Source organism: Streptomyces sp. NPDC024698 (assembly GCF_055559015.1).
The window spans coordinates 144,000-168,242 of sequence record NZ_JBVHLK010000014.1; the positions used below are offsets into that span (position 1 = coordinate 144,000).

Consider the following 24,243-nt stretch of genomic DNA (forward strand, 5'->3'; position numbering starts at 1 on the left):
CCCACGGCGACGGGCTGATACACCGGCACGGCCCCGACCCACCACCGGACCGGAGCCGAACCTGTACCCGACCCCGGTGACATCCCGAAGGGCTACGCGTGGGTGAGTTCCACCTGGATCTCGACCTCCACCGGAGCGTCCAGCGGCAGCACCGCGACACCGACCGCACTCCGCGCGTGCATACCCTTGTCGCCGAGCACGGCCCCGAGCAGCTCACTCGCGCCGTTCAGCACACCCGGCTGCCCGGTGAAGTCCGAGGCCGAGGCCACGAAGCCCACGACCTTGACGACACGCGCGATGCGATCGAGGTCGCCCACGACCGACTTCACCGCCGCCAGGGCGTTCAGCGCGCACGTACGGGCCAGTTCCTTGGCCTCCTCGGCCGTGACCTCGGCCCCGACCTTCCCGGTGACCGGAAGCTTCCCGTCCACCATCGGAAGCTGCCCGGCGGTGTACACGTACACGCCCGACTGCACGGCGGGCTGGTACGCGGCCAGCGGCGGGACGACACCAGGAAGGCTCAGCCCGAGCTCGGCGAGCTTCGCCTCGACAGCCCCGCTCATGCGGACTTCTCCCGCTTCAGGTAGGCCACGAGCTGCTCGGGGTTGTTCGGCCCGGGCACGACCTGCACGAGCTCCCAGCCGTCCTCGCCCCAGGTGTCCAGAATCTGCTTCGTGGCATGGACGAGCAGCGGCACAGTGGAGTATTCCCATTTGGTCATGTGGCCGACTGTAGCCGCTGGGGACCACCGCCTCCCGCCCGAGCCGCCCGCCGCCCCGCCGCCGCAAGCGCGGCTTGTCCACAGCCTCCTGCGTACTCCGGCGGCGGACTGGTTAGGCTCGAATACGTGAGCAGGCTCCAGGTCGTCAGCGGCAAGGGCGGTACCGGCAAGACCACGGTAGCCGCGGCCCTCGCGCTCGCCCTCGCGACGGAGGGCAAGCGCGCCCTTCTGGTCGAGGTCGAGGGCAGGCAGGGCATCGCGCAGCTCTTCGAGACAGAAGCGCTGCCCTACGAGGAGCGGAAGATCGCCGTCGCTCCAGGTGGCGGGGAGGTGTTCGCCCTCGCCATCGATCCCGAACTGGCTTTGCTGGACTACCTCCAGATGTTCTACAAACTGGGCGGTGCCGGCCGCGCCCTGAAGAAACTCGGCGCGATCGACTTCGCCACCACCATCGCGCCCGGGCTGCGGGACGTACTCCTGACCGGCAAGGCCTGCGAGGCGGTGCGGCGCAAGGAGAAGAGCGGCCGCTTCACGTACGACTACGTGGTGATGGACGCGCCCCCCACCGGCCGCATCACCCGCTTCCTGAACGTCAACGACGAGGTCGCAGGCCTCGCGAAGATCGGCCCGATACACAATCAGGCCCAGGCCGTCATGCGTGTCCTCAAGTCCCCGGAGACCGCCGTCCATCTGGTGACGCTGCTGGAGGAGATGCCCGTCCAGGAGACCGCGGACGGGATCGCGGAGCTGCGCGCGGCGAAGCTTCCCGTGGGCCGGATCATCGTGAACATGGTGCGCCCGGCACTCCTCGACACCGTCGACCTGGAGCTGGCCGAGACCGCTCCCCGTTCGGCGATCGCCAAGTCGCTCTCCTCTGCCGGTCTCGGCGGCGCGCGGCGCGGCGGCCTCGCGGAACGGCTGGTGGACCCGCTCCTCCAGCAGGCCGAGGAGTACGCCGAGCGGTACACGCTGGAGACCGAACAGCGCGGCGTGCTGGCCGAACAGGGCCTGCCGCTGCACGAGCTCCCGCTGCTCGCCGAGGGCCTGGATCTGGCGGGCCTGTACCAACTGGCCGCACAGCTGCGTAAGCAAGGGATGTCATGAGCCTGGACCCCGTCCGCGTCCTCGATCTCGACCCGCTGCTCGACGACCCGGAGACCCGCATCGTGGTGTGCTGCGGCTCGGGCGGTGTCGGCAAGACGACCACGGCCGCGGCTCTCGGGCTGCGTGCCGCGGAGCGCGGCCGCAAGGTGGTCGTGCTCACCATCGACCCCGCGCGCAGACTGGCGCAGTCCATGGGCATCGACTCCCTGGACAACACTCCGCGCCGGGTGAAGGGGGTCGAGGGGAGCGGCGAACTGCACGCCATGATGCTCGACATGAAGCGCACGTTCGACGAGGTCGTGGAGGCGCACGCGGACGGCGACCGGGCGGCCGCCATCCTCAACAACCCGTTCTACCAGTCGCTTTCCGCGGGCTTCGCCGGCACGCAGGAGTACATGGCGATGGAGAAGCTCGGCCAGCTGCGGGCGCGCGACGCGTGGGACCTGATCGTGGTCGACACACCGCCGTCCCGTTCGGCGCTGGACTTCCTGGACGCCCCGAAGCGGCTCGGTTCCTTCCTCGACGGGCGGCTGATCCGGCTGCTGACGGCGCCGGCCAAGCTGGGCGGCCGGGCCGGAATGAAGTTCCTGAACGTCGGGATGTCGATGATGACGGGCACCCTGGGCAAGCTGCTCGGGGGTCAGCTCCTGAAGGACGTGCAGACGTTCGTCGCGGCCATGGACACCACCTTCGGCGGTTTCCGCACGCGGGCCGACGCCACGTACAAGCTGCTCCAGGCGCCCGGCACCGCGTTCCTTGTGGTCGCGGCGCCCGAGCGGGACGCGCTGCGCGAGGCCGCGTACTTCGTGGAGCGGCTGGCCGCGGAGGAGATGCCGTTCGCCGGGCTGGTGCTCAACCGGGTGCACGGCAGCGGGGCCACCCAGCTGTCCGCCGAGCGGGCGCTCGCCGCCGCGGAGGATCTCGACTCCGCCGACGCGGAGACCGCCGAGCCGGCCGACCCGGAGACCGCGGACGCGGGCAACGCCGAGACGACCGACCCCGGCGAGGCCGAGGCCGCCGACTCCGCCAAGTCCGAGACCGCCGAACCCGCCGCCGGGGACGGTCCAGAATCCGCCGACGCAGAAAATCTTGCCGACGCCCGCATTGTGGATCAGACGAACGGGAAGGCTGGACTTCGTAACTCCCCTGGCACGTACGGCAGTTCAGACACACCGGCTTCCGGTGCATCAGCTCCTGACGAAGGCTCCCCCGCCGACACGGACAGGACCGCCGCCACGGCCCCGGAACGATCCGTCGACCAGCTCACCGCAGGCCTGCTGCGGCTCCACGCCGAGCGCATGCAGCTGCTCTCCCGCGAGCAGCGCACGCGTGACCGCTTCGCCGCGCGCCACCCCGAGGTGCCGGTGGCCGAGGTGGCCGCGCTGCCCGGCGACGTACACGACCTCGCGGGACTGCGGGACATCGGGAACCGGCTCGCGGCCCACCGGCACGAGCTTCCCGAAAGCTGAACGCGGAGCACCCGAAGGGACACGTGGAGCCCCCGGGTGCCGTGTGGAGCCTCCACGGGGGCGCTTCAGGCCCCATCCTGCCCCCGCGGCCTCCGGGCGGGCCCCAGAAGGCCCGTACGAGTCCCGGGGCTCCGGAGTGGCGTCCTGACCGCGCGACGGACACGGCAACCCGGCCGCGGCCCGGAGCGGCATCCCGGCCGCGAAGGACGAACTCCCCGGCGCCGCGCGAAATCCCCCGCGATGGACGAGGTTCGCCTCGACATCGCCGTCGACGTTCCCGTCGGCGTTTCCGTCGGCGTTTCCGTCGGCGTTTCCGTCGGCATTTCCGTCGGCGGGCGAACTCCCCTCACCCCACCGCCGCGTAGCGCTCGTACACCTCTTCCTCGTCGAGGGGCAGCAGGCCCGCCCCGCGCTCGTACTCCGTACGCGCGGTCTCGAGCAGGCGCCGCCACGAGGTGACGGTCGGCCGCCGGCGCAGCAACGCGCGGCGCTCACGCTCGGTCATGCCACCCCACACGCCGAATTCGACGCGGTTGTCGAGCGCATCGGCGAGGCACTCCGTGCGAACCGGACATCCGGTGCACACTGCCTTGGCCCTGTTCTGCGCTGCTCCTTGAACGAACAGTTCATCTGGATCGGTAGTGCGGCAGGCCGCCTGCGCACTCCAGTCGGTTACCCAGCCCATACCGGCGCCGTCCTCTCCCGAATCGAGGCTCCCCCACGGCGGCAGCGGCATATTCACCGCCGCCAGTTGAGGACGTTACGGAAGGTGGGCACAGCGCAACACCCCCTTCGGGCCCAATCTTGAATGGCCCGAACGGACTATGCGTAAGCGGCAGATCACCCGGGGGAGTGAGCCGAGGACATGCGCGGCTATTCCGGCAAACCGGGATGATCTGGTCGAGTCACAACGGACGCCATGTGACACACAAGGCTGATTCGGACACGTGCTCCACAGGAACGCGGAACCTCCGGAACGATTCGGGGTCGCCGGACGTATTGATACGTGGCCGCACTGCTGTGACAGTTGAGAGCAGCTTAGGCCAAGGCATATACGCGTGTCCGGCGAATGAGAACGTAGGCTGCCCTCATGCCAAAGAAGCGCTCGGGCGGTGGTCTGTCCCCTACGCAGCAGGCCGCCAAGTTCCTCGGTGTCAGCGTGCTCGCGGGCGCCGTCATGGCCGGAATCGCGCTGCCCGCCGCGGGCGCGCTCGGTCTCGCGGCCAAGGGCTCGGTCCAGGGGTTCGATGACATTCCGGACAATCTGAAGAGTCCGTCGCTGAGTCAGCGGACCACGATCCTGGACAGCAAGGGCGGTCAGCTCGCGACCGTGTACTCGCGCGACCGCACGGTGGTCGACGTCAAGAACATCTCGCCCTACATGCAGAAGGCGATCGTCGCGATCGAGGACTCGCGCTACTACCAGCACGGCGCGATCGACCTGAAGGGCATCCTGCGCGCGGTCAACCAGAACGCGCAGAACGGCGGCGTGGCCCAGGGCGCCTCCACCCTGACCCAGCAGCTGGTGAAGAACTACTTCGTGGAAGAGGCGGGCGACGACCCGACCAAGGTCGCGCAGGCCACCCAGCAGACCATCGGCCGCAAGGTCCGCGAGCTCAAGTACGCCATCCAGCTGGAAGAGAAGCTGGGCAAGAAGAAGATCCTCGAGAACTACCTGAACATCACGTTCTTCGGCGAGCAGGCGTACGGCATCGAGGCCGCGTCCCAGCGCTACTTCTCCAAGCCCGCCAAGAGCCTGAACCTCCAGGAGGCGGCGCTCCTCGCGGGCATCGTCCAGTCGCCGAGCCGGTACGACCCGGTCAACGACGAGGAGGAGGCCCTCAAGCGCCGCAACACCGTGCTCCAGCGCATGGCCGAGGTGCACGACATCTCCCAGGAGCAGGCCGACGCCGCCAAGGCGACGAAGCTCGGGCTGCACGTCAGCCAGCCGAAGAACGGCTGCATCACGGCGGTCAAGGGCGCCGGCTTCTTCTGCAAGTACGTGGAGAACGTCTTCCTGAGCGACCCGGTCTTCGGCAAGACCAAGGAGGACCGGGCGAAGATCTGGAACCAGGGCGGCCTGACGATCCGTACGACGCTCGACCCGCAGTCCCAGGCCTCGATCCAGACGTCGCTGAAGCAGCACGTCTACAAGTCCGACAAGGTCGCCGCGGCGGCCACCCTGGTCGAGCCCGGCACCGGGAAGATCCTCGGGATGGGCCAGTCGAAGCCGTTCGGCTACGGCAAGAACGAGACCGAGTACAACTACTCGGTCAACTACGACATGGGCGGCTCGAACTACGGCTTCCCGACCGGCTCGACGTTCAAGCCGTTCGTGGCCGCGGCGGCGCTGGAGCAGGGCCGGCCGGCGACGCAGGAGTACTCCTCGCCGAACTCGATGCTGTACCCCAGCCCCGTGCAGACGTGCAGCAGCAAGCCCTGGACGAACCAGGCGAACGAGCGGGTCCCGAACGAGAGCGCGTCCGAGAAGGGCCCGTATCAGCTGAAGGAGGCGATGGCCAAGTCGGTCAACACCTACTTCGTGCAGATGATCTCCGACATCGGCCTGTGCCCGGTGATGAACCAGATCGACAAGCTCGGCGTGGTCCAGGGCAACGGCGACAAGCTCCCCGAGGTGCCCTCCATCGCCCTGGGCGCCAAGGGCATCTCGCCGCTCACCATGGCCACGGCATACGCCTCCTTCGCCTCCCGCGGCATGTACTGCACCCCGGTCGCCATCGAGTCGATCAGCCAGCAGATCGGCGGCCGCGAGAAGTCCCTGGACGTGCCCAAGTCGACCTGCTCGCGGGCCATGTCCGAGACGACGGCCGACACGGTCAACAGCCTGCTGAGCGGCGTGATCGACTCCGGTACGGGCCAGCAGGCCGGTCTCACCGACCGTGCCAACGCCGGTAAGACGGGTACCACCGACGAGCGCAAGAACGCCTGGTTCGTCGGCTACACGCCGAACCTCTCCGGCGCCGTCTGGGTCGGCAGCGCCACCCAGCGGGTCCACATGGTGAACATCGAGATCGGCGGCGTCTACCAGGCGAAGGTGTACGGCGGTCAGGTCCCGGGTCCGATCTGGCGCGACCTGATGACCGGCGCCCTCGTGGGCAAGGACGCCCCGTCCTTCAACCTGATCAACATTCCGGACCCGGAGAAGAACAAGGACCCGGGTCAGGACGACAACAACAAGGGCCGCGGCCGCCACGGCGGCAAGGGGAACGGCAACACCACCATCGGCAACACCATCAGCGGTCAGAGCGACGGCGGAGTGACGTTCCCGTCGCCCACGTTCTCGCTCCCCGACGGATGGATCCAGGGCAACACGAACAGCGGCAACACGAACAGCGGCAACGGAAACGGCGGCCAGCGCTGACCCGTACACCGCGAGCCGGCACGTGAACGCGTGAACGCCCCGTGGCCCAGGAGTCGATCCTGGGCCACGGGGCGTTCTCCGTAAGGGGTGTTGCGAGTTCCGGAGACGGCTTCACCGGGTGGCGTCCCCGGAACCGGCGATGCCGTCACCCGGACACCAGCCCCGCAACGGACGGCGGCGTCAGCCGGCGGGCGACTGCTTGACGACGACGGCGTCAGCCGACAGGCGACTGCTTGACGACGGCGGCGTCAGCCGACAGGCGACTGCTTGACGGCGCGTTGACTCAGCCCGCGAGCAGCTGCTTCACGACGGCGGCGACACGGCCGCCCTCGGCCTGGCCGGCCACCTTCGGGTTCACGATCTTCATGACGGCACCCATCGCGCGCGGGCCCTCGGCACCGGCCGCCTTCGCCTCGTCGACGGCCTGGGCGACGATCTGCCGAAGCTCGTCGTCGGACAGCTGCTTGGGCAGGTACACGGCGAGCACCTCGCCCTCCGCGCGCTCACGCTCGGCCGACTCGGCGCGCCCGCCCTGCGTGAAGGCCTCCGCGGCCTCACGGCGCTTCTTCGCCTCGCGGGCGATCACCTTCTGCACTTCGTCGTCGGAGAGTTCGCGCTTGGTCTTGCCCGCGACCTCCTCATTGGTGATCGCGGAGAGGGTGAGCCGGAGCGTCGAGGAGCGCAGCTCGTCGCGTCCCTTGATCGCGGCGCTGAGGTCTTCCTGCAACTTCGACTTGAGCGTGGTCATGCCGTCAAGTGTCGCAGGTGCGGTGACGCGGACGCCTGTTGATTTCGCAGCGCGCCCGGCCGAGGACCGAAGTCCCGTACGGGGGCGCCCTCCTCGTGGTCCGGGAGGGCCGTGCGCGACCGTCTCCCCCGTGGTCGCGTCGGGCCGTCCCCGACCGGCTCCCCCGCGATCGCGTACGGGACTTCCAGGTTGTCCACAGCCGGGTAAGAGCGCTCACCGGAGTCTGACACGATGGACGTATGCGCGCGCGATACGGAGTACCCCTGGGAATCACGGCGGTGGGCGCCGCCGGTCTGCTGTACTCGGCGGGGTTCGAGGCCCGTTCCTTCCGCCTGCGGCGGGTGACCGTCCCCGTCCTGCCGCCGGGGATGCGGCCGCTGCGCATTCTCCAGGTCTCGGACATCCACATGGTGAGCGGACAGCGCAAGAAGCAGCGCTGGCTCCGCTCCCTGGCCGGTCTGCGTCCCGACTTCGTGATCAACACCGGGGACAACCTCTCGGACCCGGAGGGCGTGCCCGAGGTACTGGACGCGCTCGGCCCCCTGATGGAGTTCCCCGGCGCCTACGTCTTCGGCTCGAACGACTACTACGGCCCCACGCTCCGCAACCCCGCCCGCTACCTGTTCGAGAAGGCCGCGGGCCGTCACGGGCTGAACGGCAACAAGCCGGTCGTGGGCGCCGTCCACAACCCGTGGGAGGACCTGCGCGACGGTTTCGACACCGGGGGCTGGCTGAACCTGACGAACACCCGGGGGACGCTGAAGATCGAGGGCGCTGAGATCGAGCTGACCGGCGTCGACGACCCCCACATCAAGCGTGACCGCTACGCACGCGTGGCCGGCGGCCCGTCCGCGTCCGCCGACTTCTCGATGGGCGTGGTGCACGCCCCGTACCTGCGCGCCCTGGACGCCTTCACCGCCGACGGATACCCCTTGGTCCTGGCGGGCCACACGCACGGCGGCCAGATCTGCCTCCCCTTCTACGGCGCCTTCGTCACCAACTGCGACCTCGACACCGACCGCGTGAAGGGCCTCTCCAGGCATACGGCGGAGAGCCGGACCTCGTACCTGCACGTCTCGGCGGGCTGCGGCGCGAGCCGCTACACACCGGTCCGCTTCGCCTGCCCGCCGGAGGCGTCGCTGCTGACGCTGGTGGAGCGGGGCCAGTAAGCGGGGCGCCGACCCCACCTGCGTACGGGCCGCACCCGGACCGATGGCGGAGACGCTGCGAAGCGCCTCCGCCGCGAACCGTGACCGGAGGGTGGCCGAAAGGCGTCCCGGCACCGCATGCCGAAGAACGCCACGGTCACCGGCCGCGGCGGACGGGCTGGACACCAGCAGGACCGGATGCCCTGGGGGAACCGGATGAAGCCGCCGCACCGGCCCACGCCGCCCGGATGACATCCCGAACGACCTCGTAACCCACCCGGTCGACACATATCGCCCAAATGCCCTCATCCGCTTAGCGTGAGGGCATGATCAACCCCCTACCGAGGGACATACCCGATCTCCCCGCGATACCGGGGATCATCCCGTCGACCCGCCCCTTCGTCCCCGCGACGGCGGTGGTGGCTCCCGCCCGGCGTCCGGCCACGGCGGCGTACCGCGTTCTGGTGGCGCTCGCGGCCGCGAGCGGCGTGGCCATCGAGCTGAAGCTGGGCTCCACGGTCCGGGTGCTGAGCTACTTCACGATCCAGACCAACCTGCTCGTCGCCGTCGTCTTCGCGCTGTCGGCCCGCCGGGCCTGGTCGGCGCGCAGGCCGCTGCCCGGGGTCCTGACCGGCGGCACGTTGATCTACATCTCGATCACCGGCCTCGTCTATCACCTGGTCCTGGCGAACGAGTCGACCCCGTTCTCCATGACCGGAGGCGCCGGCGCACTCTCCGGCTGGCAGACGCTCGCCGGTCACCTGCTGCACACGGTCACGCCGATCGCCGTCCTCGTCGACTGGCTCCTGCTGACGCGCCCGGTCCCACTGGCGTTGCGCGACGCGGCGACCTGGCTGATCTACCCCCTCGCCTACCTGGCCTTCTCCCTGGCCCGCGGCGCGATGCTGACTCCCGGAACGCCGGCGCGCTACCTCTACCCCTTCGTCGACGTGGACCGGCACGGCTACGGGGGCGTCCTCGGCAACACCGCCGTCCTGGGCGTCGCCTTCTACGCCCTGGGCCTCTTCATCGTCGTCCTCGACCACCTGCGCCCCGACCCGGTCCGACGCCGCCTCCGACGCCCAGAAAACCGGATTTCGTCTCAGGCCAGCGGTGGGCTAAAGTAAACGACGTCGCCGCGAGAGCAGCGACAATCGGGGTGTAGCGCAGCTTGGCAGCGCGCTTCGTTCGGGACGAAGAGGTCGTGGGTTCAAATCCCGCCACCCCGACAGCTAAATCGCAGATCAGGCCCGGTGCTGAGGAATCAGCACCGGGCCTGTCTCGTTCTCCAGGGGCTCTCTGGAGAAACCCTGGAGAAGATCTTGGAATCTGTCTCCCGATCGGCGCGCTGCTAGACCCGCTCCAGTGAGCGGTGAGGGAGCGGCGGGGTTTCGACCTGGATGGCATCGTCAGGGCGGACGATCCCTCCGTGGCGGACCACGGCCATGACACCACTCTTGAATGTGAACTCACCGGTCACGGAGTCCATGGTGAAGACTTCACCGAGCAGTCCCTTGCGGAAGTCGTTGATCTTCGAGCATGGGTTGCGCAGTCCCGTCACCTCGAGTACCACCTGCTCTCCGAGATGGAGCAGGGCACCGGTGGGCAGGCCCAACAGGTCCACCCCGCGCGTGGTGACGTTCTCGCCGAGCTGGCCCGCAGAGACTTTGAAGCCCTTGAGGGCGAGTTCGTCGAAGAGTTCCTCGTGCATCAGGTGGACCTGGCGCAGGTTGGGCAGGTCCGGCTCGTAGGTCATGCGGAACTGATGGCGGATCGTCTCACCTGCGTGAACGTCTCCCTCCACCCCGAGCCCTGTGAGCAGCCTGATGGAATCTCGATTGGGCTTGCTGAACGAGTACACCTCGTTCCGGCTCACTGCGGCGACCTGACCAGTCATCACGCCCTCCCCCTGTTGTCGTTCTGCGGCGGTCGATCTTATTGTTGGGGCAACCAGCCTTGTGAGGAGGGAACAGGGAGCGGACCGGCCGGATGCGCCAGTACCCGATCCTGCGCGAGTTTGCGAGACAACCCTTAGCGAGTTTTCAGCAACGCATCCAGAGCAGACACGGGCGAGCCGACGCTCATCGTCCGGCGCACGTCCAACGCTTCCTCCCACATCCCGGTGAGCGCAGTCATCAGATCGCTGACAGCTTCCAGCATCTTCACGCGAGTCGACTCCGCCACGGCGTCCGGGCGGTTGAGGACGTTCGAGACGGTGCCGGTCGATACGCCGGAGCGGCGCGCCACGTCGACCAGCTTCGCCCCGGGGCGGCTTGCGGACCCGTTGGCGGTTCCATGGCCGCGGAAGACGTAGGCCAGTCCGTGGCACTCGCAGGGCTTCGGTCTTGTCCGGGCGATGTGGCCGGCAAGCAGGGAGGCGAGGAATTCCGGTGTGTCGATGTCGCGGTAGGAGTCGTCCTTGGGCGGGCAGCGGTGCAGTTCGCCGGTGTCCAGTTCGTAGAGCTGCCACTCAACGCGGATGCTCTTCGGCCGGACGAACTCGGTCTCAAGGACGACGATTTCGCCCCAGCGCATGCCGGTGTAGCCCTTGATGATGCCGGCAAGGAACTCGTCGTCGCGGCCGGACAGCAGGGCCATTCTCTCGGCGAGCAGCAGGATGCCGAGTGCGGTCGTGACTGCCTTCTCGGGTCCACGGTTGCGTGAGCGGCCGGCGCGTTTTTCTCGTCCGCGGCGCTTGGTTGCCGGGTTGGAGTCGCGCAGTCCCTCGTCAACAGCGTCGGCGAGGATCGGGTGCAGTGTGGCCCGCCATGGCTTGACGCTGGATGCCGCATAGGGCACGGCGCGTTCGTGCTTCTCCCAAGCGGCAATGTCGGTGCTCAGGATGTCGGCGACGGCTGAGTCTTCGAATGCGGGGAGTAAATGCTCTTCGATGTGCCGCCGGTAGTTCTGCATGGTGGAGGCCGCCAAGTCCTGTGCGGCATACCAGCGGTTGACGTAAGCACCGAAGGTGATCCGCTCGCGAGGCGCCTTCTTCGTTCCGGCCAGCAGCTTCGCTTCTTCGGCGTCGGCCGCCTTCTTTGCCGCAACCTTGGTCCGGAAGCGGATGGCATCGCCATCGGCACCGCAGTCACGTCAAGACCGCTCCGGACGGCTATGGGCCAGGCTGGAACCGAACAAGCAGGTCAGTGATCGTGAAGCGAGGTCACGCGGCACCTGATCACGTTCGGGAGCAAGCGGTCTTCAAGCAAAGCGCCCCCTATCCCCGCGCGTTCCACCCTGAGGAGACGGCATCGCAGGCGAGGCACCCCGTGGGGTGCTGCTGCGGCCTCATGGATCCCGGCTTCCGGCTCTTGGTCGCTACTGCCGACCCCGGACTCCTCCACCAACACTTCCCCGGCCACCTACAGCACCGACCCGGCCGGCCGGCCGGCGCTCCATCAACCTCGCGTCCACCGGCACCCGCAGATGCCTCCCCACCAGCCGTCGCCGGTCATAGTGACTAACCAACTGCATCATGCTCGCGGGTATCCCGAGCGGCACCGGCAGCACGGCCCATACAGCCCCGATTGGTTGCCTCTAGCCCGTCGCCCGACCAACGAAAAGTGGTTCACCAGCCTGTTCGGCGAACTGTCATGAAGGTCGAGGGTAAATTCAAGGATCAATCCTTTAGATTCCTTGATTGAGCAAAAAGGTTGTTAAAAAGGCAACATCCTCGCGCTCGCGCGATCGATTCGCACCGACGGAGCATGAGATTCCGCTTGCTTGCAGGGCCAAGGTGTAGCCAATGACCCGGCTTCAATGGCCCTACTCAAGTCTTGCTCAGATCAATCGAGTTTCCTTGACGATCACCCAGGCAGTCCGCAATTGTTCTGTTCATGCCGCTCCCGGGGGGAGCGGCAACGGAGGGAACAATGAACGCCATAACTCGCGCATGCACAGCCGCTGCACTGACCGCTTTTCTCGCCATGGGGTCCGGGGGCGTGGGAACTGCATTTGCGGAAGATGCCCCGACGCCGGTCAATGCCGACCAGGACGGGAACCCGATCCCTCAGGCGCCGGACGACGCCGACGCCAACGGTCCCGTACACCCGGACGGTTGCCAGCAAGACTCGATCATCTCCATCACCAAGGCCAAGAGCGTGTTCGTCGGTGACAAGTCCAAGACCGTTCACGGACAGTCCGGCGTCACGCTCTCGGTCTCGGTGGCCAAGGGCCACACCTGGACCGGCACGTTCACCTATGCGGCAAAGCTCAGTGAGTCGATCATCGTTGCTTCCGCCGAGGAGACCTTCGGCGGCTCGGTCTCCTACGCGAAGACCACCACCGTCACCCCGGGCGGCTCGTGGAAGGTTCCGGCGAGCCAGCGGGACGGATGGCTCGCCCTCGGCTCGAAGGGATACTCCTTCAACTGGGAGCAGGGTTCCTACAACGGTGGCTGCGACTGGAGGGTCACGAACCACGGGACCGCCAAGCTCCCCGCACTCTCGCCCTACATCGCCCACTCGTGAGCTGAGGACGATCTGATGAAGCCTTCCCTGCTGGCCGTCAGCCTGTCGGCCCTGGTGCTCGTGTCGGCCTGTTCCGGCGAGGCTCACCCCCGGGCGACCGCCACCCATGGGGCGGAGAAGGGGGCCAGCATGCCCCCCTCTGCGATACAGACTCCAACGAGCCCGGACCGCCTTCCCAATCCGGTCCAGTCGTCGCTCCCTGTCGGATCGAAGACGCTGTACACAAAAACGGGTCACGGTAAGGGCGGTGTCACACTTCCTGCGTCAGCGGGGAAGGCATCATCCATCACGGTGATGTGGACATGTGCCGGTCCCTCCAATTTCGACATCATCGCCACCGGAAAGCCTCTCGCCGGGTCTCAGTGCGGTGACGGGACCGGCGTATACACCGCCGAGATACCGCACGCTCATCTGCACGAACTGGCGTGGAAGTTCTCGGCGGCCGATTCGGTGGTCTGGCGAATCGTTGTCATCCAGCCACCAGGGAAATAGAAACGAGCGCACCGACGCCTGGCAGCATCCGTCGCGTTCTTCGGACGAGCTACGCGACGCGTTCTCGCGTCGGGCCACACTCGTCAACGCGAGGGTCCGTGCAGACGTGAGCCGCCAGAAGAAGGCCGCAGTGTCCACGGCGCGCCCAAGCGGGACGAGTTTTAGTGGGTGCCGGCCAGTCCACGCTCGCCGGAGGTATGGATGGCCGGGGGCCAAACGGGGGGCCAAACCCGACAACCAAGCCGGGACTGGCACGAACAGCAATGGACGGAGCTGGCGCCGAACGAGAAGGTCAGGGTGACCACGAATCAAGGTCACGAAGGGGCCTGATCGCGTTCGGGACGAAGAGGTCGTGGGTTCAAATCCCGCCACCCCGACAGCTACATAGCAGTTCAGAGGGCCCTTACCGGATCGGTAAGGGCCCTCTGGCGTTGCCGCGTGTCCAACATCAAAGCACCGCATCCAGCGCTTTGGAGACACCCGATGAGCAAGGCAAGCGACTGGGGAATCACCGCGCGTGAGGCTGAGCAGGTGGATCGAGCGAACCTGTCGGGCACGCAGCCGGTGGTGTTCGTCGGAGAAGCCGACGCGAATCCTGAGGTCTTCGCTCACAAGAAGGTCGGAATGATCGCCGACCACATCGAGACCGGCGTGATCGGCGCGCTGGACAGGAAGCCCGTGCTCATCGGCCATTCGATCGGGGGGGCTCCTGGTGCAGATGCCGGCCGGACGCGGCGTCGCCGCCGCTACGGTCGCGATCGACCCGGGCCCCGTCCGGGGCGTACTGCCCTTGCCGTACCACCTGCTCAAGGCGACAGCGCCGGTGTGGCACCACCCGGCCAACCATCACCGCGCGGTGCCCCTCACCTACGAGCAGTTCCGGTACGGCTTCGCCAACACGGTCAGCGAAGAGGAGGCGCACGAGCTCTACGAGACCTTCGCGGTGACAACGGATGGCAAGACGTCGCCCGGACCGCACTGGACTTCGTGCAGCGCTTCGTCCAGACACCCGTCAACAGCTCCGGCGGCACAGGAGCTTCGGCGGTGTCCGGGCCACGTGGCCGGCCCATTCGCGAGCAAGTCATGCCGGGGCATCGACGGACCCCTCCGCAGACCCCTCTCAAGGGCCTTGTCCACAAGAGGAGTTGAGGTCTCCGCCCGGGGCCGTTAACCCCTTGCTCCGATGTCAGGGGCAGGCACTACAGTTCGACTCGTTGCGTGATGTTCACAGCAACCGTACAAAGAGCGCGGCCGGCTTCCGGATCTCCGGGGCAGCGAGGCCGCGCCGTTCCCGTGGGGGGAATCCAGCAGTGAGAACACGCTCTTTGGTGTCGGCGGCCGTGTCCGCCGCACTGGGCGCCGCGCTCCTCGCCGCGCCCGCGCTGGCGTACGCGGACGACGGCGGCACGCCCGCGCAGAACCCGGCGGCCACCGCGGCCACCGCGGCCACGAACCCGCCGTCGGATCCGACGTCCGAGCCGACGTCGACGGACACACCCACCAGCGCCCCGTCCGAGACTCCTTCGGACACCCCGGCCCCGACCGACCCGCCCACCGGCGAACCGTCGGACACCCCGGCCCCCGCCGATCCGTCCCCGACCGACCCGCCCACCGGCACGCCGACGCCCGACCCGAGCAGCAGCGCGCCCGCCGACGGCACCGGCGCGCCGGTGTTCGGCAGCGTCGGCTCCGACCCTTCCGACGCCGGATTCCTGACGGTCGCCGTCTCCTCCGACTCGGCGGTCACCGAGGTGTCCGCCGACCTGACCGAGCTGCACGGCGCGGACCCCGCGACCGTCGCGGTCACCGGCTTCACGCTCGTCTCCGGCACGCCGCAGGACGGCGTGTGGCGCTCACCGCGCATGACGCAGCTGCCTTCGTACGGCAACTACGACGTGACGGTCAGCGCCAAGGACAGCGACGGCGACAGCACCACGGCGGCGGACGCCACCACCGTGGACATCGAGCCGAAGCCGGTCTTCGCCGACCGCAGCATCAGCCCCGCCGTGCTGGACGTGGAGCACAAGCACGTCACACTCAGCGGCCGTATCTCGCTCTTCGACCCGATCACCGGCGACACCTCGCCGCTGGCCGGGAAGACGCTGAGCGTGATCGCCCAGTACTCCTACAGCGCCGTCACCGCCGCCGACGGCAGCTACGCGATCGACGTGGCGCCGCGGCCGTACAGCGAGAACACCACGTCCGTGCCGGTCTCGCTCTCCTTCTGGATCGCCAACCCCGACGGCACGAACACCTATGTGCTCGTCGACAGCAAGACCCTGCCGGTCGCGGTCAGCCCGAGCCGGATCCGCCTCGACCACACCAGCGCGCGGATCAAGTTCGGCACCAAGGCCTCCTCGTCCGGTGTCGTGGAGTACCTGTACGACGGCACCTGGCGCCCGGCCAAGGGCGTCGCGCTCGACATGGGCTACTACGCCACGGCGACCAGCGGTACCGGCGGGCGCTTCACGCTCACCGACCCCTACATGCCGTACGACGACGCCACGTTCACGGTCGAGACCACCGGCAACAGCTACCTGAGCGACCCGTATCTGAAGCCCTCGCACGCGCAGTTCAAGGTCGACGTCATCAACAAGACGAACATCTGCTTCTGTTCGAGCTGGATCGACGAGTACTCCGACCTGCACGTCCAGGGCAGCATGAGCGCCAGCAACGGCAAGGTGCCGCCGAACAGGAAGCTGTATCTCCAGCAGTCGGCCGACGGCAGGACCGGCTGGAAGTCGCTCGGCTGGTTCAACACGAAGTCCGACGGGACCTTCAACCTCGACGGGTACGTGGCGGTGCCCAAGGGCTACTGGCGGCTGTACTCGGCGGGGTCCTCGGACTACCAGTCCGGCTATTCCAACTCCGTGCACTTCAACCGCACCGCGACCAGGATCACCGGCTTCAACGCCGGTCCCGAGCCGGTGCGCAAGGGCCACACCGTGACCACGACCGGCACCTTGCAGCGGCTGAGCGGCACGAAGTGGGGGGCGTTCGGCAAGCAGCGCGTCTACATCGCCTTCCAGGCCAAGGGCAAGAAGTCCTGGACGACGCTGGGCTCCGTCAAGACCGACTCGCATGGCCACTTCACCGCCCGCTTCACCGCGAAGCAGGACGGCACCTGGGTCGCGGTCTACCTCTCGTCCGGCTCCTACGTGGACGCCGAGAGCTACCACGACTACGTGGACGTGCGCTGAGCAGTCCTCATCTGCGACGACCACGGCGAAGGGCGCCCCGGAAACCACCGGGGCGCCCTTCGCCGTCGCGGCCGCTCTGCCGCGTACCGCGTGATTAACGGCCCCGGCGGCGGCCCCCCTTGGCACGGCCGGGGTACGGGAAGAACCGCGGGCGGCGCTTGGCGGCCACGTCCTCTATCCAGCCGAAGAGCAGGATCGCCAGGCAGATCAGCGGAACGGCGACCACCAGCGGGGTCCACTGGCTCACCAGCAGCCACTGCGCGTGGTCGTAGAAGAAGCTGTTGTCCCACAGCAGGTCGATCAGCGGCTCGGTCAGCACCAGGGCGAAGGAATGCCACAGGTAGACGGTGACCGCGCGGGAGTTGAGCAGGCTGATCACGCCGTTGAACCTCTCCAGCGGCTTGGGCCACTGCTCCCAGAACGGGCTCAGGTGCAGCAGCAGCATCACGGCTCCGAACGACCAGATCGCCTGGGCGACCGGTACCGCTTCCAGGTCGTGGCCGATCCGCGGGTTGTCCACCGGCGACCGCAGCAGCCACCACAGGCCGAACATGAGCACCAGCGGGGCCACGGACGGCACGATGTACTGCGGGATCCTGCGCAGCAGCCCCTCCTGGTGGGCCATGCCGAGCAGCCAGCAGGAGCCGAAGGTGGTGAAGTCGGTGGCGGCTTCCATCAGCCGGCCGGACTGGTCGACCAGACCGGAGTTGATGAGGAACGCGAGCGCCAGCGGCACCAGCAGAGTGACCCAGGGCAGCTTCCGCATCGCCTTGAGCAGGAGCGGCGAGAGCAGTACGTACCAGAGGTAGGCGCGCAGGTACCAGAGCGGCACACAGATCTGCTCGGCCCAGGAACTCGGCAGATGCCCGCCGAACGTGTGCAGCGAGGCCCCGAACGGCGGCTCGCTGAACGGCAGGACCCAGTACGCCAGATCGGCCCACCACCAGTCGGGGTGGTGGGCTCCGGCCCGCCAGCCCTGGAGGAACATCAGCGGCACCACGACCGCGCCGAACAGCCACAGCGGCGGCAGCAGACGGCGCAGCCGGCCGCGGATCACGCTCAGCGCCGGCCGGTTGAGCGACCGCGCCATCAGCGACCCGGCCAGCGCGAACATGACGCCCATGGAGGGAAAGACGATCGGCAGCCAGGTCCAGCTGAAGTTGTGGTAGATCACCACGCGGACCAGGGCGAGCGCCCGCAGCAGGTCGAGGTAGCGGTCACGGCCGGGCTTGCGCGCGGGCGCGGGGAGGGACTCCTCGGGCAGCGGACCGCGCTGCGTGGGAATCAGGGCGGGGTCCGTCACCCGCAGGGCGACGGTGTCGAAAGAGCCTTGGGTGCCGTAGGCACCTCGTTCCGCGGTACTCATGAACTCATCGCCCCCGTTGTGACATCGAGCCCCACCTCGCCGGTGCGCTTCAGCTTCTGCCAGCGCAACCGGCCTCCCGTCAGAGCGGTGATGGCGGACTGCATCAGCACCATGTACATGAGCACGCGGTAGACCACCTGCTGGGCCGGCAGCGTGATCAGGTGCCACGCCTTCTCCTTGTCCAGACGGAAGGCCCACCAGGCGCAGACGGCCTGAAGGGCCATCACCGCGAACCAGGCGGCGAGGGTCTTGTACGCGTCGACGAAGACCACGCCGTAGACCATGCCGATGTCGAAGGCGGGCGCGAGCAGCGGGGTGACCACCATGAACAGGGCGACGAACGGCAGACCCACCCGGCCGAAGTGGCCGGCCGCGCCGCGCTCCAGCACCGCGTGCCGGTGCTTCCACATCGCCTGCATGGTGCCGTAGCTCCAGCGGTACCGCTGCGACCACAGCTGCTTCATGCTGACGGGCGCCTCGGTCCAGGCGCGGGCGTCCTCCGCGTAGACGACCCGCCAGCCGGCCCGGTGCAGGGCCATGGTCACGTCGGTGTCCTCGGCGAGGGTCTCGTCGCTCATGCCGCCCGCCTGCTCCAGCGCGGAGCGGCGGAAGCCGCCCACGGCGCCGGGGATGGTCGGCATGCAGTTGAGCACGTCGTACATCCGGCGGTCGAGGTTGAAGCCCATCACGTACTCGATGTGCTGCCAGGCGCCGATCAGGGTGTCGCGGTTGCCGACCTTGGCGTTGCCGGCGACCGCGCCGACGCGCGGATCGGCGAAGGGCTGCACGAGTTCGCGGACGGTGGACGGCTCGAAGACCGTGTCGCCGTCCATCATGACGATCAGGTCGTACGAGGCGGCGGCCACGCCGGTGTTGAGGGCGGTCGGCTTGCCGCTGTTGGGCTGCCGGATGAGCCGGACCATCGGCAGGTCGAGCTCCTCCACGATCGCGGACGTGTCGTCGGTCGACCCGTCGTCGACCACGATCACCTCGATGGGGTAGTCGCTCGCGGCCAGGGAGAGCAGGGTGTTGGTGATGCACTCCTGCTCGTTGTACGCGGGGACGACCACGGTGACCGGTTCGGTGACCGGGTCGCCCCAGGAGAAGCCCCGTTTACGGATGCGCCGCACATGGACGGCCGAGAGCACCAGCATCAGCACGAACCGCGCCATGACCAGCGCGCCGACCACCGCGAGCAGGCCGACCAGGAACGGCATCAGCCACACCGAGAAGGTGGTGCACCACAGGAACGCCTTGCCGACCCACAGGTTGTAGCTGCTGACCTTGGTGTTGGCGGAGCCGGTGCCGAGCGCCTCGCCTGTGGTCTTGAAGGTGTAGCCCTGGGCCTTGAGCTTGTCGATGATGACCGGCAGCGCGGACAGGGTCTGCGACCGGTTGCCGCCCGCGTCGTGCAGCAGGATCATCTCGCCCTGCCCGGGGAGGTCGGGCATGGCCGCCTTGACGATGGAGTCGACGCCGGGGCGCTTCCAGTCGTCGGTGTCCTTGTTGATGAAGGTGGTCAGGTAGCCCTCGGACCCGGCCTGCTTGGTCACCGGCCACGACCAGTCGTCCAGCGCGTCCACGGTGGAGGAGTACGGCGGGCGGAACAGGCTGGAGTGGATGCCCGCGACACCGGCCAGCGCGAGCTGGGTCTCGCCAAGCTCCCAGGTGAGCCGGCTGCCGGAGTGCAGCGCGAGGTCGGGGTGGGTGAAGGTGTGCAGTCCGATCTCATGGCCTTCGGCCACGATCCGGCGGATCAGTGCCGGGTTGCGCGTGACCATCGAGCCGGTGACGAAGAAATCGGCGCGGACGTCCTTCTCCTTCAGCACCTTGAGGATCTTCGGCGTCCACTGGGGGGAGGGCCCGTCGTCGAAGCTGAGGACGACCGTCCTGTTCGGGATCGTGTAGCTGACCGGCTTGCCGTTCTTGGCGCCGCGCGCGTCGACGACCGGGCCGCCCTCCAGGACGCCGGTCGGGACGGTGCCCTTGTCCACCGAGGTGGCGATCTTGTCGTCGTGGAAGACCTCGTTGTTCGCCATGCCCCGGAGCACCATCAGGGCCAGCAGGGTCGTCAGGACGGTCACCGGCAGGAAGAAACGCAGGGGAGGCGCGGCGAGGCGGCGCGGTCGCGCGAGGGACTGCCGGGGGCGCTGATGGCGGGAGCGGGACATGGACTTCCTGGTCGGTCGCGTCTGGCTACTGCGCGGTGGCAGTCAGGGGGCTCGACGCTGCCGTACCGGCTGTCGTCGTCGCGGGGGCGTCGGTCGTGGAGCCGGTCACTGCCGTGCCGGCGGTGGCCGGGGTCGCGGTGGCCGACGGGATGGCGTCGGGGACGGACGACGTGGCGCCGGATGTGGAGCCTGTCGCCGCCGTGCCGGCCCCCGCTGTGGCGGTGGCCGACGCGATGGCGCCGGTGACGGACGCGGTGGCGTCGGAGCCGGCCGCTGCCGCGGGGGTGCTCTCGGCGGCGCCGGGAGCCGCGGGCAGCGGCGCGTTCAGGTACTGGCTGGGCGGTGTGGTGTCGGCGGAGGCGGGGACGGTGAGCGCGGGCGCCTGCGACTGGGTTCCGACCAGGCCGGAGACCATCGCGAGCACGCACCCGGCGCAGAGGATGCCCACCAGCCAGCCGAGTCCGCGCAGACGGCGACCGCGCTGACCGGTCTGGTCCACAAAGACGGGAGCCGGCTCGACCTCCGTGGAGGTACTGGTCATCGACAGCCTCGAGCCTTCGTTCATCGTGTTACGTCCGCCGGTTCGGCAAGCCGAAGGCGGTGAGCAATACGGAAAAGTGATGTATGTGCGAGGAAAAGGAGATCAGTCGACCCACCCCCGGATCATGCGGCTAGATTAGTATGCAGATTCCGTGAATGTCACGCAGGTCTCGTAGAGTCCCGGCGACGTCGCTTGCTTTCTGCTCGATGGGACCTGACGCATGGCCATACCCCGCCGCCGCAGCCGCCTGACGGTCGCCGCGATCCTCATGATCGCTGTCGCGCTCCTGGCGGACGCCTGCGGCGGCACGGCGAGCGGGAGCGGCGCCGAGGCGGGTACGACCACCGCGCCCGACGCGCACTTCCAGGTCACGTCCCTGCTCAAGCCGTCCGGCCGCGCGCTGGGGGTCGTCGACGACAAGACGCCCTGGCAGTACGGCATCGTGACCACCTTCGCCAAGGAGGCCGGGCGGGCTCCCGACATCCGGGAGTACTACAGCTCCTGGGGCGACGACTTCGACACCGAGGGCGACGCCTTCCTGTGGCAGCACGGCCAGCTGCCCATGATGGCGCTGGTGCCCTCCGACACCCCGCTCGCCGACATCGGCAGGGGCGAGGACGACGCCTACGTCCGCCGACTGGCGCACCAGATCGCCGCCTACGACGGCCCGTTGGCCCTCTCCTTCGCCGGTGAGATGAACGGCCCGTGGAACTCCTGGGGTCCCGGGCACGCCAAGCCCGCCGACTTCGTCGCGGCCTGGAAGCATGTGCACGACATCTTCGCCGCCGAGGGCGTCACCAACGTGATCTGGGTGTGGACCCCGCACGTGATCGACTCGGGAACCACCGCCGAGCTGCGTCCCTACTACCCCGGCAGCGCCTACGTCGACTGGGTCGGCCTCATCGGTTACTACGGGCCCATCGACGGCGTCGCCTTCTCCAGCCTGTTCGCCCCCACCCTGCGCAAGATCGCGGACTTCTCCGGCAAGCCGGTGCTGATCGCGGAGACCGGGGTGGCGCAGAGCGACGGCAAGGAGGCGCACATCCGTGACCTGTTCCGGGGCGCCGCGAAGGCCGGCGTCATCGGGCTCGTCTGGTACGACCAGCGCAAGGACTGGCCGGGCGGCAAGCAGCTGATGGACTGGCGGATCAGTACGTCGGTGGGTGCGCTGGCCGCTTTCCAGGTGGAGTCGACCCGGAACAGATTCGGTCATTCCTTCAAGAGCGGCTGATTTTGCGCAATTACGAGAATTCGGTCTGAAAACCGTAAGAAACAGCATTCATCACGGAGCATCACTGCGGCTGGCGCAAGCGGATGCCCGACCAGGGGAGAAACACGGAGATGACGACGGAATCGTCGCCGGGCCAGGGGGCTCCGCAGGAGGACCAGGGCTGGGCCTTCCGGCCCCGCACACCGGCTGCCGGCCCGCAGCCGTACCGGGAGGAACAGCGGGCGTACCGGGAAGAGCAGCGCACGTATCGCGACGAGCCGCGGACGTACCAGGACCACCCGCGGACGTACCGCGAAGAGCAGCGGACCCACCAGGACCACCAGCAGACCTACCGCGACGACCAGCGGACCCACCAGGACCACCAGCAGACCTACCGCGACGACCAGCGGACCCACCAGGACCACCAGCAGACCTACCGCGACGACCAGCAGGCCTACCAGGAGGAGCGGCGGACGGCGCCGGCCGCTCAGTGGGACGACGGGTGGCCGGCCCAGCCGTACGGCGGATCCTCCGGTACCCGCTGGGACACCGGCGTGCCGCCCCGGGCCCCCGAACCCCGCACCGGCGCCCATGAGTCCCTGGACGAACCGGAGCGCCGGACACCCGCCCCCACCCGGCGCCGCGGACCGGCCGGACAGGAGTCCGGGCACCCGTCGGCGGCGGACCTCTTCGACGACGCGGCCCTCCGCCGCCCCGAGCCCGCCGCCGCGCAGCCGCCGGCCCGTACGGGCTCGGACGGCGAGCCGGCCGGGAAGCCGAGGTGGGTGGGCCGGATGGCGCTCGCCCTCACCGTCCTCGTCGCCGCCGGCGGGGGCACCGCCGTCCTGTTCGAGCAGGAGGACGCCGCCGCCGTCGCCTCCGAGCAGCTGACGCAGGAGTGGCAGATACCCGCGCCCGCCGCGGACGACGCGCTGATCGGCAGCTGGGTCACCGGCAAACTGCTCGTGCGGGCCAGCAGCCGGGGCGGTCTGCGGGCCTACGACCTCACCGACGGCAAGCAGGTGTGGAGAGCCAAGCCCTCCGCCCCCGCCAAACCCTCCGCGTCCACCGGATCCTCCGGCACCTCCGCGTCCACCGGGTCCTCCGGCACTTCAGCGTCCACCGGCACCACGGCCGAGCCCACCGCCGATCCCGCCACCGCCGCCGACCGCGACACCGTCCCCTGCGCGATGTCGCCGACGCTCAACGCCCAGGGCATCGGCACGGTCGCCTTCGGCAAGGACGGCAGCACCTGCACCCGGCTGGCCGGCGTCGACGCGTCCACCGGCAAGATCCTCTGGTCCCTGCCGCTGACCAGCGCCAAGCACCGCGTGGCGGCGACCGCCTCGACCTATGTGCAGGGCGATGTCGCCACCATCGTCAGCGAGAACTTCCTCGGCGGTGTCGACCTGCGCACCGGCAGCCGCGTCTGGGGCTACAAGGCCCGCGGCCACTACTGCAACGCCTACGACTGGGGCGCGGACGGCATCGTGCTGGTGGACGACTTCTGCCTCGACAGGAAGACCCGGTTCACCCTCACCGCGTACGACGGCAGGACCGGGAAGGTGATCTGGCGCAAGCCCGAGAGCGCCCACTCGGAGGTGACGCACATCCTGTCCGGCTCCCCGCTGGTCGCCTCCGTCCACACGGCCCGCCAGGACGCCGTACGGGTCTTCGGCGCCGACGGGACCGGCCGCAAACTGGCCGTGGGCAACGACGAGCTCACGACCGGCAACACCACCGGCGCCGACCACTCCGCGCGGCTCTACGGCAAGGTCCTGGTCACCCCGGCCTCGGCCGCCGGCAGCACGCTGATCGACGCCTTCGACACCACCACCGGCGCCAAGCTCTGGACCGCACGCTCCGCCGCGCTCGCGGTCCCCGCGTCCGGCGCGCACGACAAGGTGTACGCCGTCACCACGTCCGGCTCCCCCCAGCTCATCACCGTCGACCCGCGCACCGGTCGCACCACCCCGGTCGCCGGCCTGCCGGCGGGGAAGGGAAAGTGGAGCTTCACCTCCGGCACGGTGTACGTCACCCCGGACGGCGGTGTCCTGGTGCTCAACGCCCTCGGCTCGAACGGCGGTGTGCGGCTCTACCGGTAGGGCCTCCGGCCGATCGGGCGGGAGCCCCGCCTCCCGTCTCCCCCGTGTCCGGCGGGACTTCCCCCTGGGAACCGGCGTCCCCGTGCGGCAGTCTTCTCCTTCGTGGGGAATCTTCCG

17 protein-coding genes, 2 tRNA genes and 1 pseudogene are annotated in these 24,243 nt (G+C 68.7%); 11 read left to right on the forward strand and 9 right to left on the reverse strand.

Annotation, left to right across the window (positions count from 1 at the left end; all coding sequences use genetic code 11):
• Positions 1 to 92: 92 nt before the first annotated feature.
• Together ACZ4AA_RS26980 and ACZ4AA_RS26985 are read right to left on the reverse strand one after the other, a co-directional pair.
• Complete coding sequence (locus tag ACZ4AA_RS26980) at positions 93 to 563, reverse strand: RidA family protein (RefSeq protein ID WP_467608166.1); 471 nt, start codon at positions 561 to 563, stop codon at positions 93 to 95.
• On the reverse strand, positions 560 to 721 hold the full coding sequence (locus ACZ4AA_RS26985; RefSeq protein WP_261704751.1) for a DUF4177 domain-containing protein: 162 nt from the start codon (positions 719 to 721) through the stop codon (positions 560 to 562). Before ACZ4AA_RS26985 ends, ACZ4AA_RS26980 begins: the two co-directional genes overlap by 4 nt.
• Before the next feature lie 126 nt (positions 722 to 847).
• Here ACZ4AA_RS26985 and bagA point away from each other — a divergent pair, with 126 nt between their 5' ends.
• Together bagA and bagB are read left to right on the forward strand one after the other, a co-directional pair.
• The gene (bagA, locus tag ACZ4AA_RS26990) at positions 848 to 1,825 is read left to right on the forward strand and encodes an ATPase BagA (RefSeq protein WP_467608170.1); all 978 of its coding nucleotides are present in this window, start codon (positions 848 to 850) and stop codon (positions 1,823 to 1,825) included.
• A complete protein-coding gene (gene bagB, locus ACZ4AA_RS26995) occupies positions 1,822 to 3,294 on the forward strand; it encodes an ATPase BagB (RefSeq protein WP_467608174.1) in 1,473 nt (490 codons plus the stop codon). The genes bagA and bagB overlap by 4 nt, the downstream gene beginning before the upstream one ends.
• Positions 3,295 to 3,640: 346 nt before the next feature.
• On the opposite strand, the gene wblA is transcribed toward bagB, so the two are convergent.
• Positions 3,641 to 3,979 carry a transcriptional regulator WblA gene (gene wblA, locus ACZ4AA_RS27000; protein ID WP_028799159.1) on the reverse strand — a complete coding sequence of 113 codons (339 nt, stop codon included), beginning with the start codon at positions 3,977 to 3,979 and terminating at the stop codon, positions 3,641 to 3,643.
• Between the two features lie 405 nt (positions 3,980 to 4,384).
• Here wblA and ACZ4AA_RS27005 point away from each other — a divergent pair, with 405 nt between their 5' ends.
• Positions 4,385 to 6,676 carry a transglycosylase domain-containing protein gene (locus ACZ4AA_RS27005; RefSeq protein WP_467608177.1) on the forward strand — a complete coding sequence of 764 codons (2,292 nt, stop codon included), beginning with the start codon at positions 4,385 to 4,387 and terminating at the stop codon, positions 6,674 to 6,676.
• Between the two features lie 283 nt (positions 6,677 to 6,959).
• Here ACZ4AA_RS27005 and ACZ4AA_RS27010 read toward each other — a convergent pair whose 3' ends face one another.
• The gene (locus ACZ4AA_RS27010) at positions 6,960 to 7,424 is read right to left on the reverse strand and encodes a GatB/YqeY domain-containing protein (RefSeq protein WP_467608180.1); all 465 of its coding nucleotides are present in this window, start codon (positions 7,422 to 7,424) and stop codon (positions 6,960 to 6,962) included.
• A 239-nt stretch (positions 7,425 to 7,663) separates the two neighbouring features.
• On the opposite strand from ACZ4AA_RS27010, the gene ACZ4AA_RS27015 reads away from it, so the two are divergent.
• From ACZ4AA_RS27015 to ACZ4AA_RS27025, 3 genes are all read left to right on the forward strand, one after another.
• Complete coding sequence (locus ACZ4AA_RS27015) at positions 7,664 to 8,593, forward strand: metallophosphoesterase (RefSeq protein ID WP_467608182.1); 930 nt, start codon at positions 7,664 to 7,666, stop codon at positions 8,591 to 8,593.
• A 305-nt stretch (positions 8,594 to 8,898) separates the two neighbouring features.
• Positions 8,899 to 9,699 carry a Pr6Pr family membrane protein gene (locus ACZ4AA_RS27020; RefSeq protein ID WP_467608185.1) on the forward strand — a complete coding sequence of 267 codons (801 nt, stop codon included), beginning with the start codon at positions 8,899 to 8,901 and terminating at the stop codon, positions 9,697 to 9,699.
• Between the two features lie 28 nt (positions 9,700 to 9,727).
• A tRNA-Pro gene (locus tag ACZ4AA_RS27025) sits at positions 9,728 to 9,801 on the forward strand.
• Positions 9,802 to 9,923: 122 nt separating this feature from the next.
• Here ACZ4AA_RS27025 and ACZ4AA_RS27030 read toward each other — a convergent pair.
• Positions 9,924 to 10,469 carry an MOSC domain-containing protein gene (locus ACZ4AA_RS27030; RefSeq protein WP_467608188.1) on the reverse strand — a complete coding sequence of 182 codons (546 nt, stop codon included), beginning with the start codon at positions 10,467 to 10,469 and terminating at the stop codon, positions 9,924 to 9,926.
• A 239-nt stretch (positions 10,470 to 10,708) separates the two neighbouring features.
• A pseudogene (locus ACZ4AA_RS27035) lies at positions 10,709 to 11,653 on the reverse strand (LacI family DNA-binding transcriptional regulator); the annotation flags it as partial.
• Positions 11,654 to 12,513: 860 nt separating this feature from the next.
• Between ACZ4AA_RS27035 and ACZ4AA_RS27040 the strand changes: the two are divergent.
• From ACZ4AA_RS27040 to ACZ4AA_RS27050, 3 genes are all read left to right on the forward strand, one after another.
• Positions 12,514 to 13,041 carry a hypothetical protein gene (locus tag ACZ4AA_RS27040; RefSeq protein WP_467608192.1) on the forward strand — a complete coding sequence of 176 codons (528 nt, stop codon included), beginning with the start codon at positions 12,514 to 12,516 and terminating at the stop codon, positions 13,039 to 13,041.
• 785 nt (positions 13,042 to 13,826) lie between these two features.
• Positions 13,827 to 13,910 (forward strand) — tRNA-Pro (locus ACZ4AA_RS27045).
• Positions 13,911 to 14,873: 963 nt separating this feature from the next.
• Positions 14,874 to 16,733 carry a hypothetical protein gene (locus tag ACZ4AA_RS27050; protein WP_467608194.1) on the forward strand — a complete coding sequence of 620 codons (1,860 nt, stop codon included), beginning with the start codon at positions 14,874 to 14,876 and terminating at the stop codon, positions 16,731 to 16,733.
• 94 nt (positions 16,734 to 16,827) lie between these two features.
• Here the strand turns inward: ACZ4AA_RS27050 and ACZ4AA_RS27055 are convergent, their stop codons facing one another.
• From ACZ4AA_RS27055 to ACZ4AA_RS27065, 3 genes are read right to left on the reverse strand one after another with little or no spacing between them, the layout of a single operon-like run.
• A complete protein-coding gene (locus tag ACZ4AA_RS27055; protein WP_467608196.1) occupies positions 16,828 to 18,099 on the reverse strand; it encodes an acyltransferase family protein in 1,272 nt (423 codons plus the stop codon).
• Positions 18,096 to 20,270 (reverse strand): bifunctional polysaccharide deacetylase/glycosyltransferase family 2 protein, encoded by a 2,175-nt coding sequence (locus ACZ4AA_RS27060; protein ID WP_467608199.1) that lies wholly within the window; start codon positions 20,268 to 20,270, stop codon positions 18,096 to 18,098. Before ACZ4AA_RS27060 ends, ACZ4AA_RS27055 begins: the two co-directional genes overlap by 4 nt.
• A 25-nt stretch (positions 20,271 to 20,295) precedes the next feature.
• Positions 20,296 to 20,811: a hypothetical protein gene (locus ACZ4AA_RS27065; RefSeq protein ID WP_467608203.1), complete on the reverse strand. Its 516-nt coding sequence runs from the start codon at positions 20,809 to 20,811 to the stop codon at positions 20,296 to 20,298.
• Positions 20,812 to 21,031: 220 nt separating this feature from the next.
• On the opposite strand from ACZ4AA_RS27065, the gene ACZ4AA_RS27070 reads away from it, so the two are divergent.
• Both ACZ4AA_RS27070 and ACZ4AA_RS27075 read left to right on the forward strand, forming a co-directional pair.
• Complete coding sequence (locus ACZ4AA_RS27070) at positions 21,032 to 22,042, forward strand: glycoside hydrolase family 26 protein (RefSeq protein ID WP_467608206.1); 1,011 nt, start codon at positions 21,032 to 21,034, stop codon at positions 22,040 to 22,042.
• Positions 22,043 to 22,152: 110 nt separating this feature from the next.
• Positions 22,153 to 24,126: an outer membrane protein assembly factor BamB family protein gene (locus tag ACZ4AA_RS27075; RefSeq protein ID WP_467608210.1), complete on the forward strand. Its 1,974-nt coding sequence runs from the start codon at positions 22,153 to 22,155 to the stop codon at positions 24,124 to 24,126.
• Positions 24,127 to 24,243: the final 117 nt, after the last annotated feature.

Coding starts and splice junctions, on each gene's coding strand:
- ACZ4AA_RS26980 (WP_467608166.1), bottom strand. CDS start 563: ATGAGCGGGGCTGTCGAGGCGAAGCTCGCCGAGCTCGGGCTGAGCCTT.
- ACZ4AA_RS26985 (WP_261704751.1), bottom strand. CDS start 721: ATGACCAAATGGGAATACTCCACTGTGCCGCTGCTCGTCCATGCCACG.
- bagB (WP_467608174.1), top strand. CDS start 1,822: ATGAGCCTGGACCCCGTCCGCGTCCTCGATCTCGACCCGCTGCTCGAC.
- wblA (WP_028799159.1), bottom strand. CDS start 3,979: ATGGGCTGGGTAACCGACTGGAGTGCGCAGGCGGCCTGCCGCACTACC.
- ACZ4AA_RS27005 (WP_467608177.1), top strand. CDS start 4,385: ATGCCAAAGAAGCGCTCGGGCGGTGGTCTGTCCCCTACGCAGCAGGCC.
- ACZ4AA_RS27010 (WP_467608180.1), bottom strand. CDS start 7,424: ATGACCACGCTCAAGTCGAAGTTGCAGGAAGACCTCAGCGCCGCGATC.
- ACZ4AA_RS27015 (WP_467608182.1), top strand. CDS start 7,664: ATGCGCGCGCGATACGGAGTACCCCTGGGAATCACGGCGGTGGGCGCC.
- ACZ4AA_RS27020 (WP_467608185.1), top strand. CDS start 8,899: ATGATCAACCCCCTACCGAGGGACATACCCGATCTCCCCGCGATACCG.
- ACZ4AA_RS27030 (WP_467608188.1), bottom strand. CDS start 10,469: ATGACTGGTCAGGTCGCCGCAGTGAGCCGGAACGAGGTGTACTCGTTC.
- ACZ4AA_RS27055 (WP_467608196.1), bottom strand. CDS start 18,099: ATGAGTACCGCGGAACGAGGTGCCTACGGCACCCAAGGCTCTTTCGAC.
- ACZ4AA_RS27060 (WP_467608199.1), bottom strand. CDS start 20,270: ATGTCCCGCTCCCGCCATCAGCGCCCCCGGCAGTCCCTCGCGCGACCG.
- ACZ4AA_RS27065 (WP_467608203.1), bottom strand. CDS start 20,811: ATGACCAGTACCTCCACGGAGGTCGAGCCGGCTCCCGTCTTTGTGGAC.
- ACZ4AA_RS27070 (WP_467608206.1), top strand. CDS start 21,032: ATGGCCATACCCCGCCGCCGCAGCCGCCTGACGGTCGCCGCGATCCTC.
- ACZ4AA_RS27075 (WP_467608210.1), top strand. CDS start 22,153: ATGACGACGGAATCGTCGCCGGGCCAGGGGGCTCCGCAGGAGGACCAG.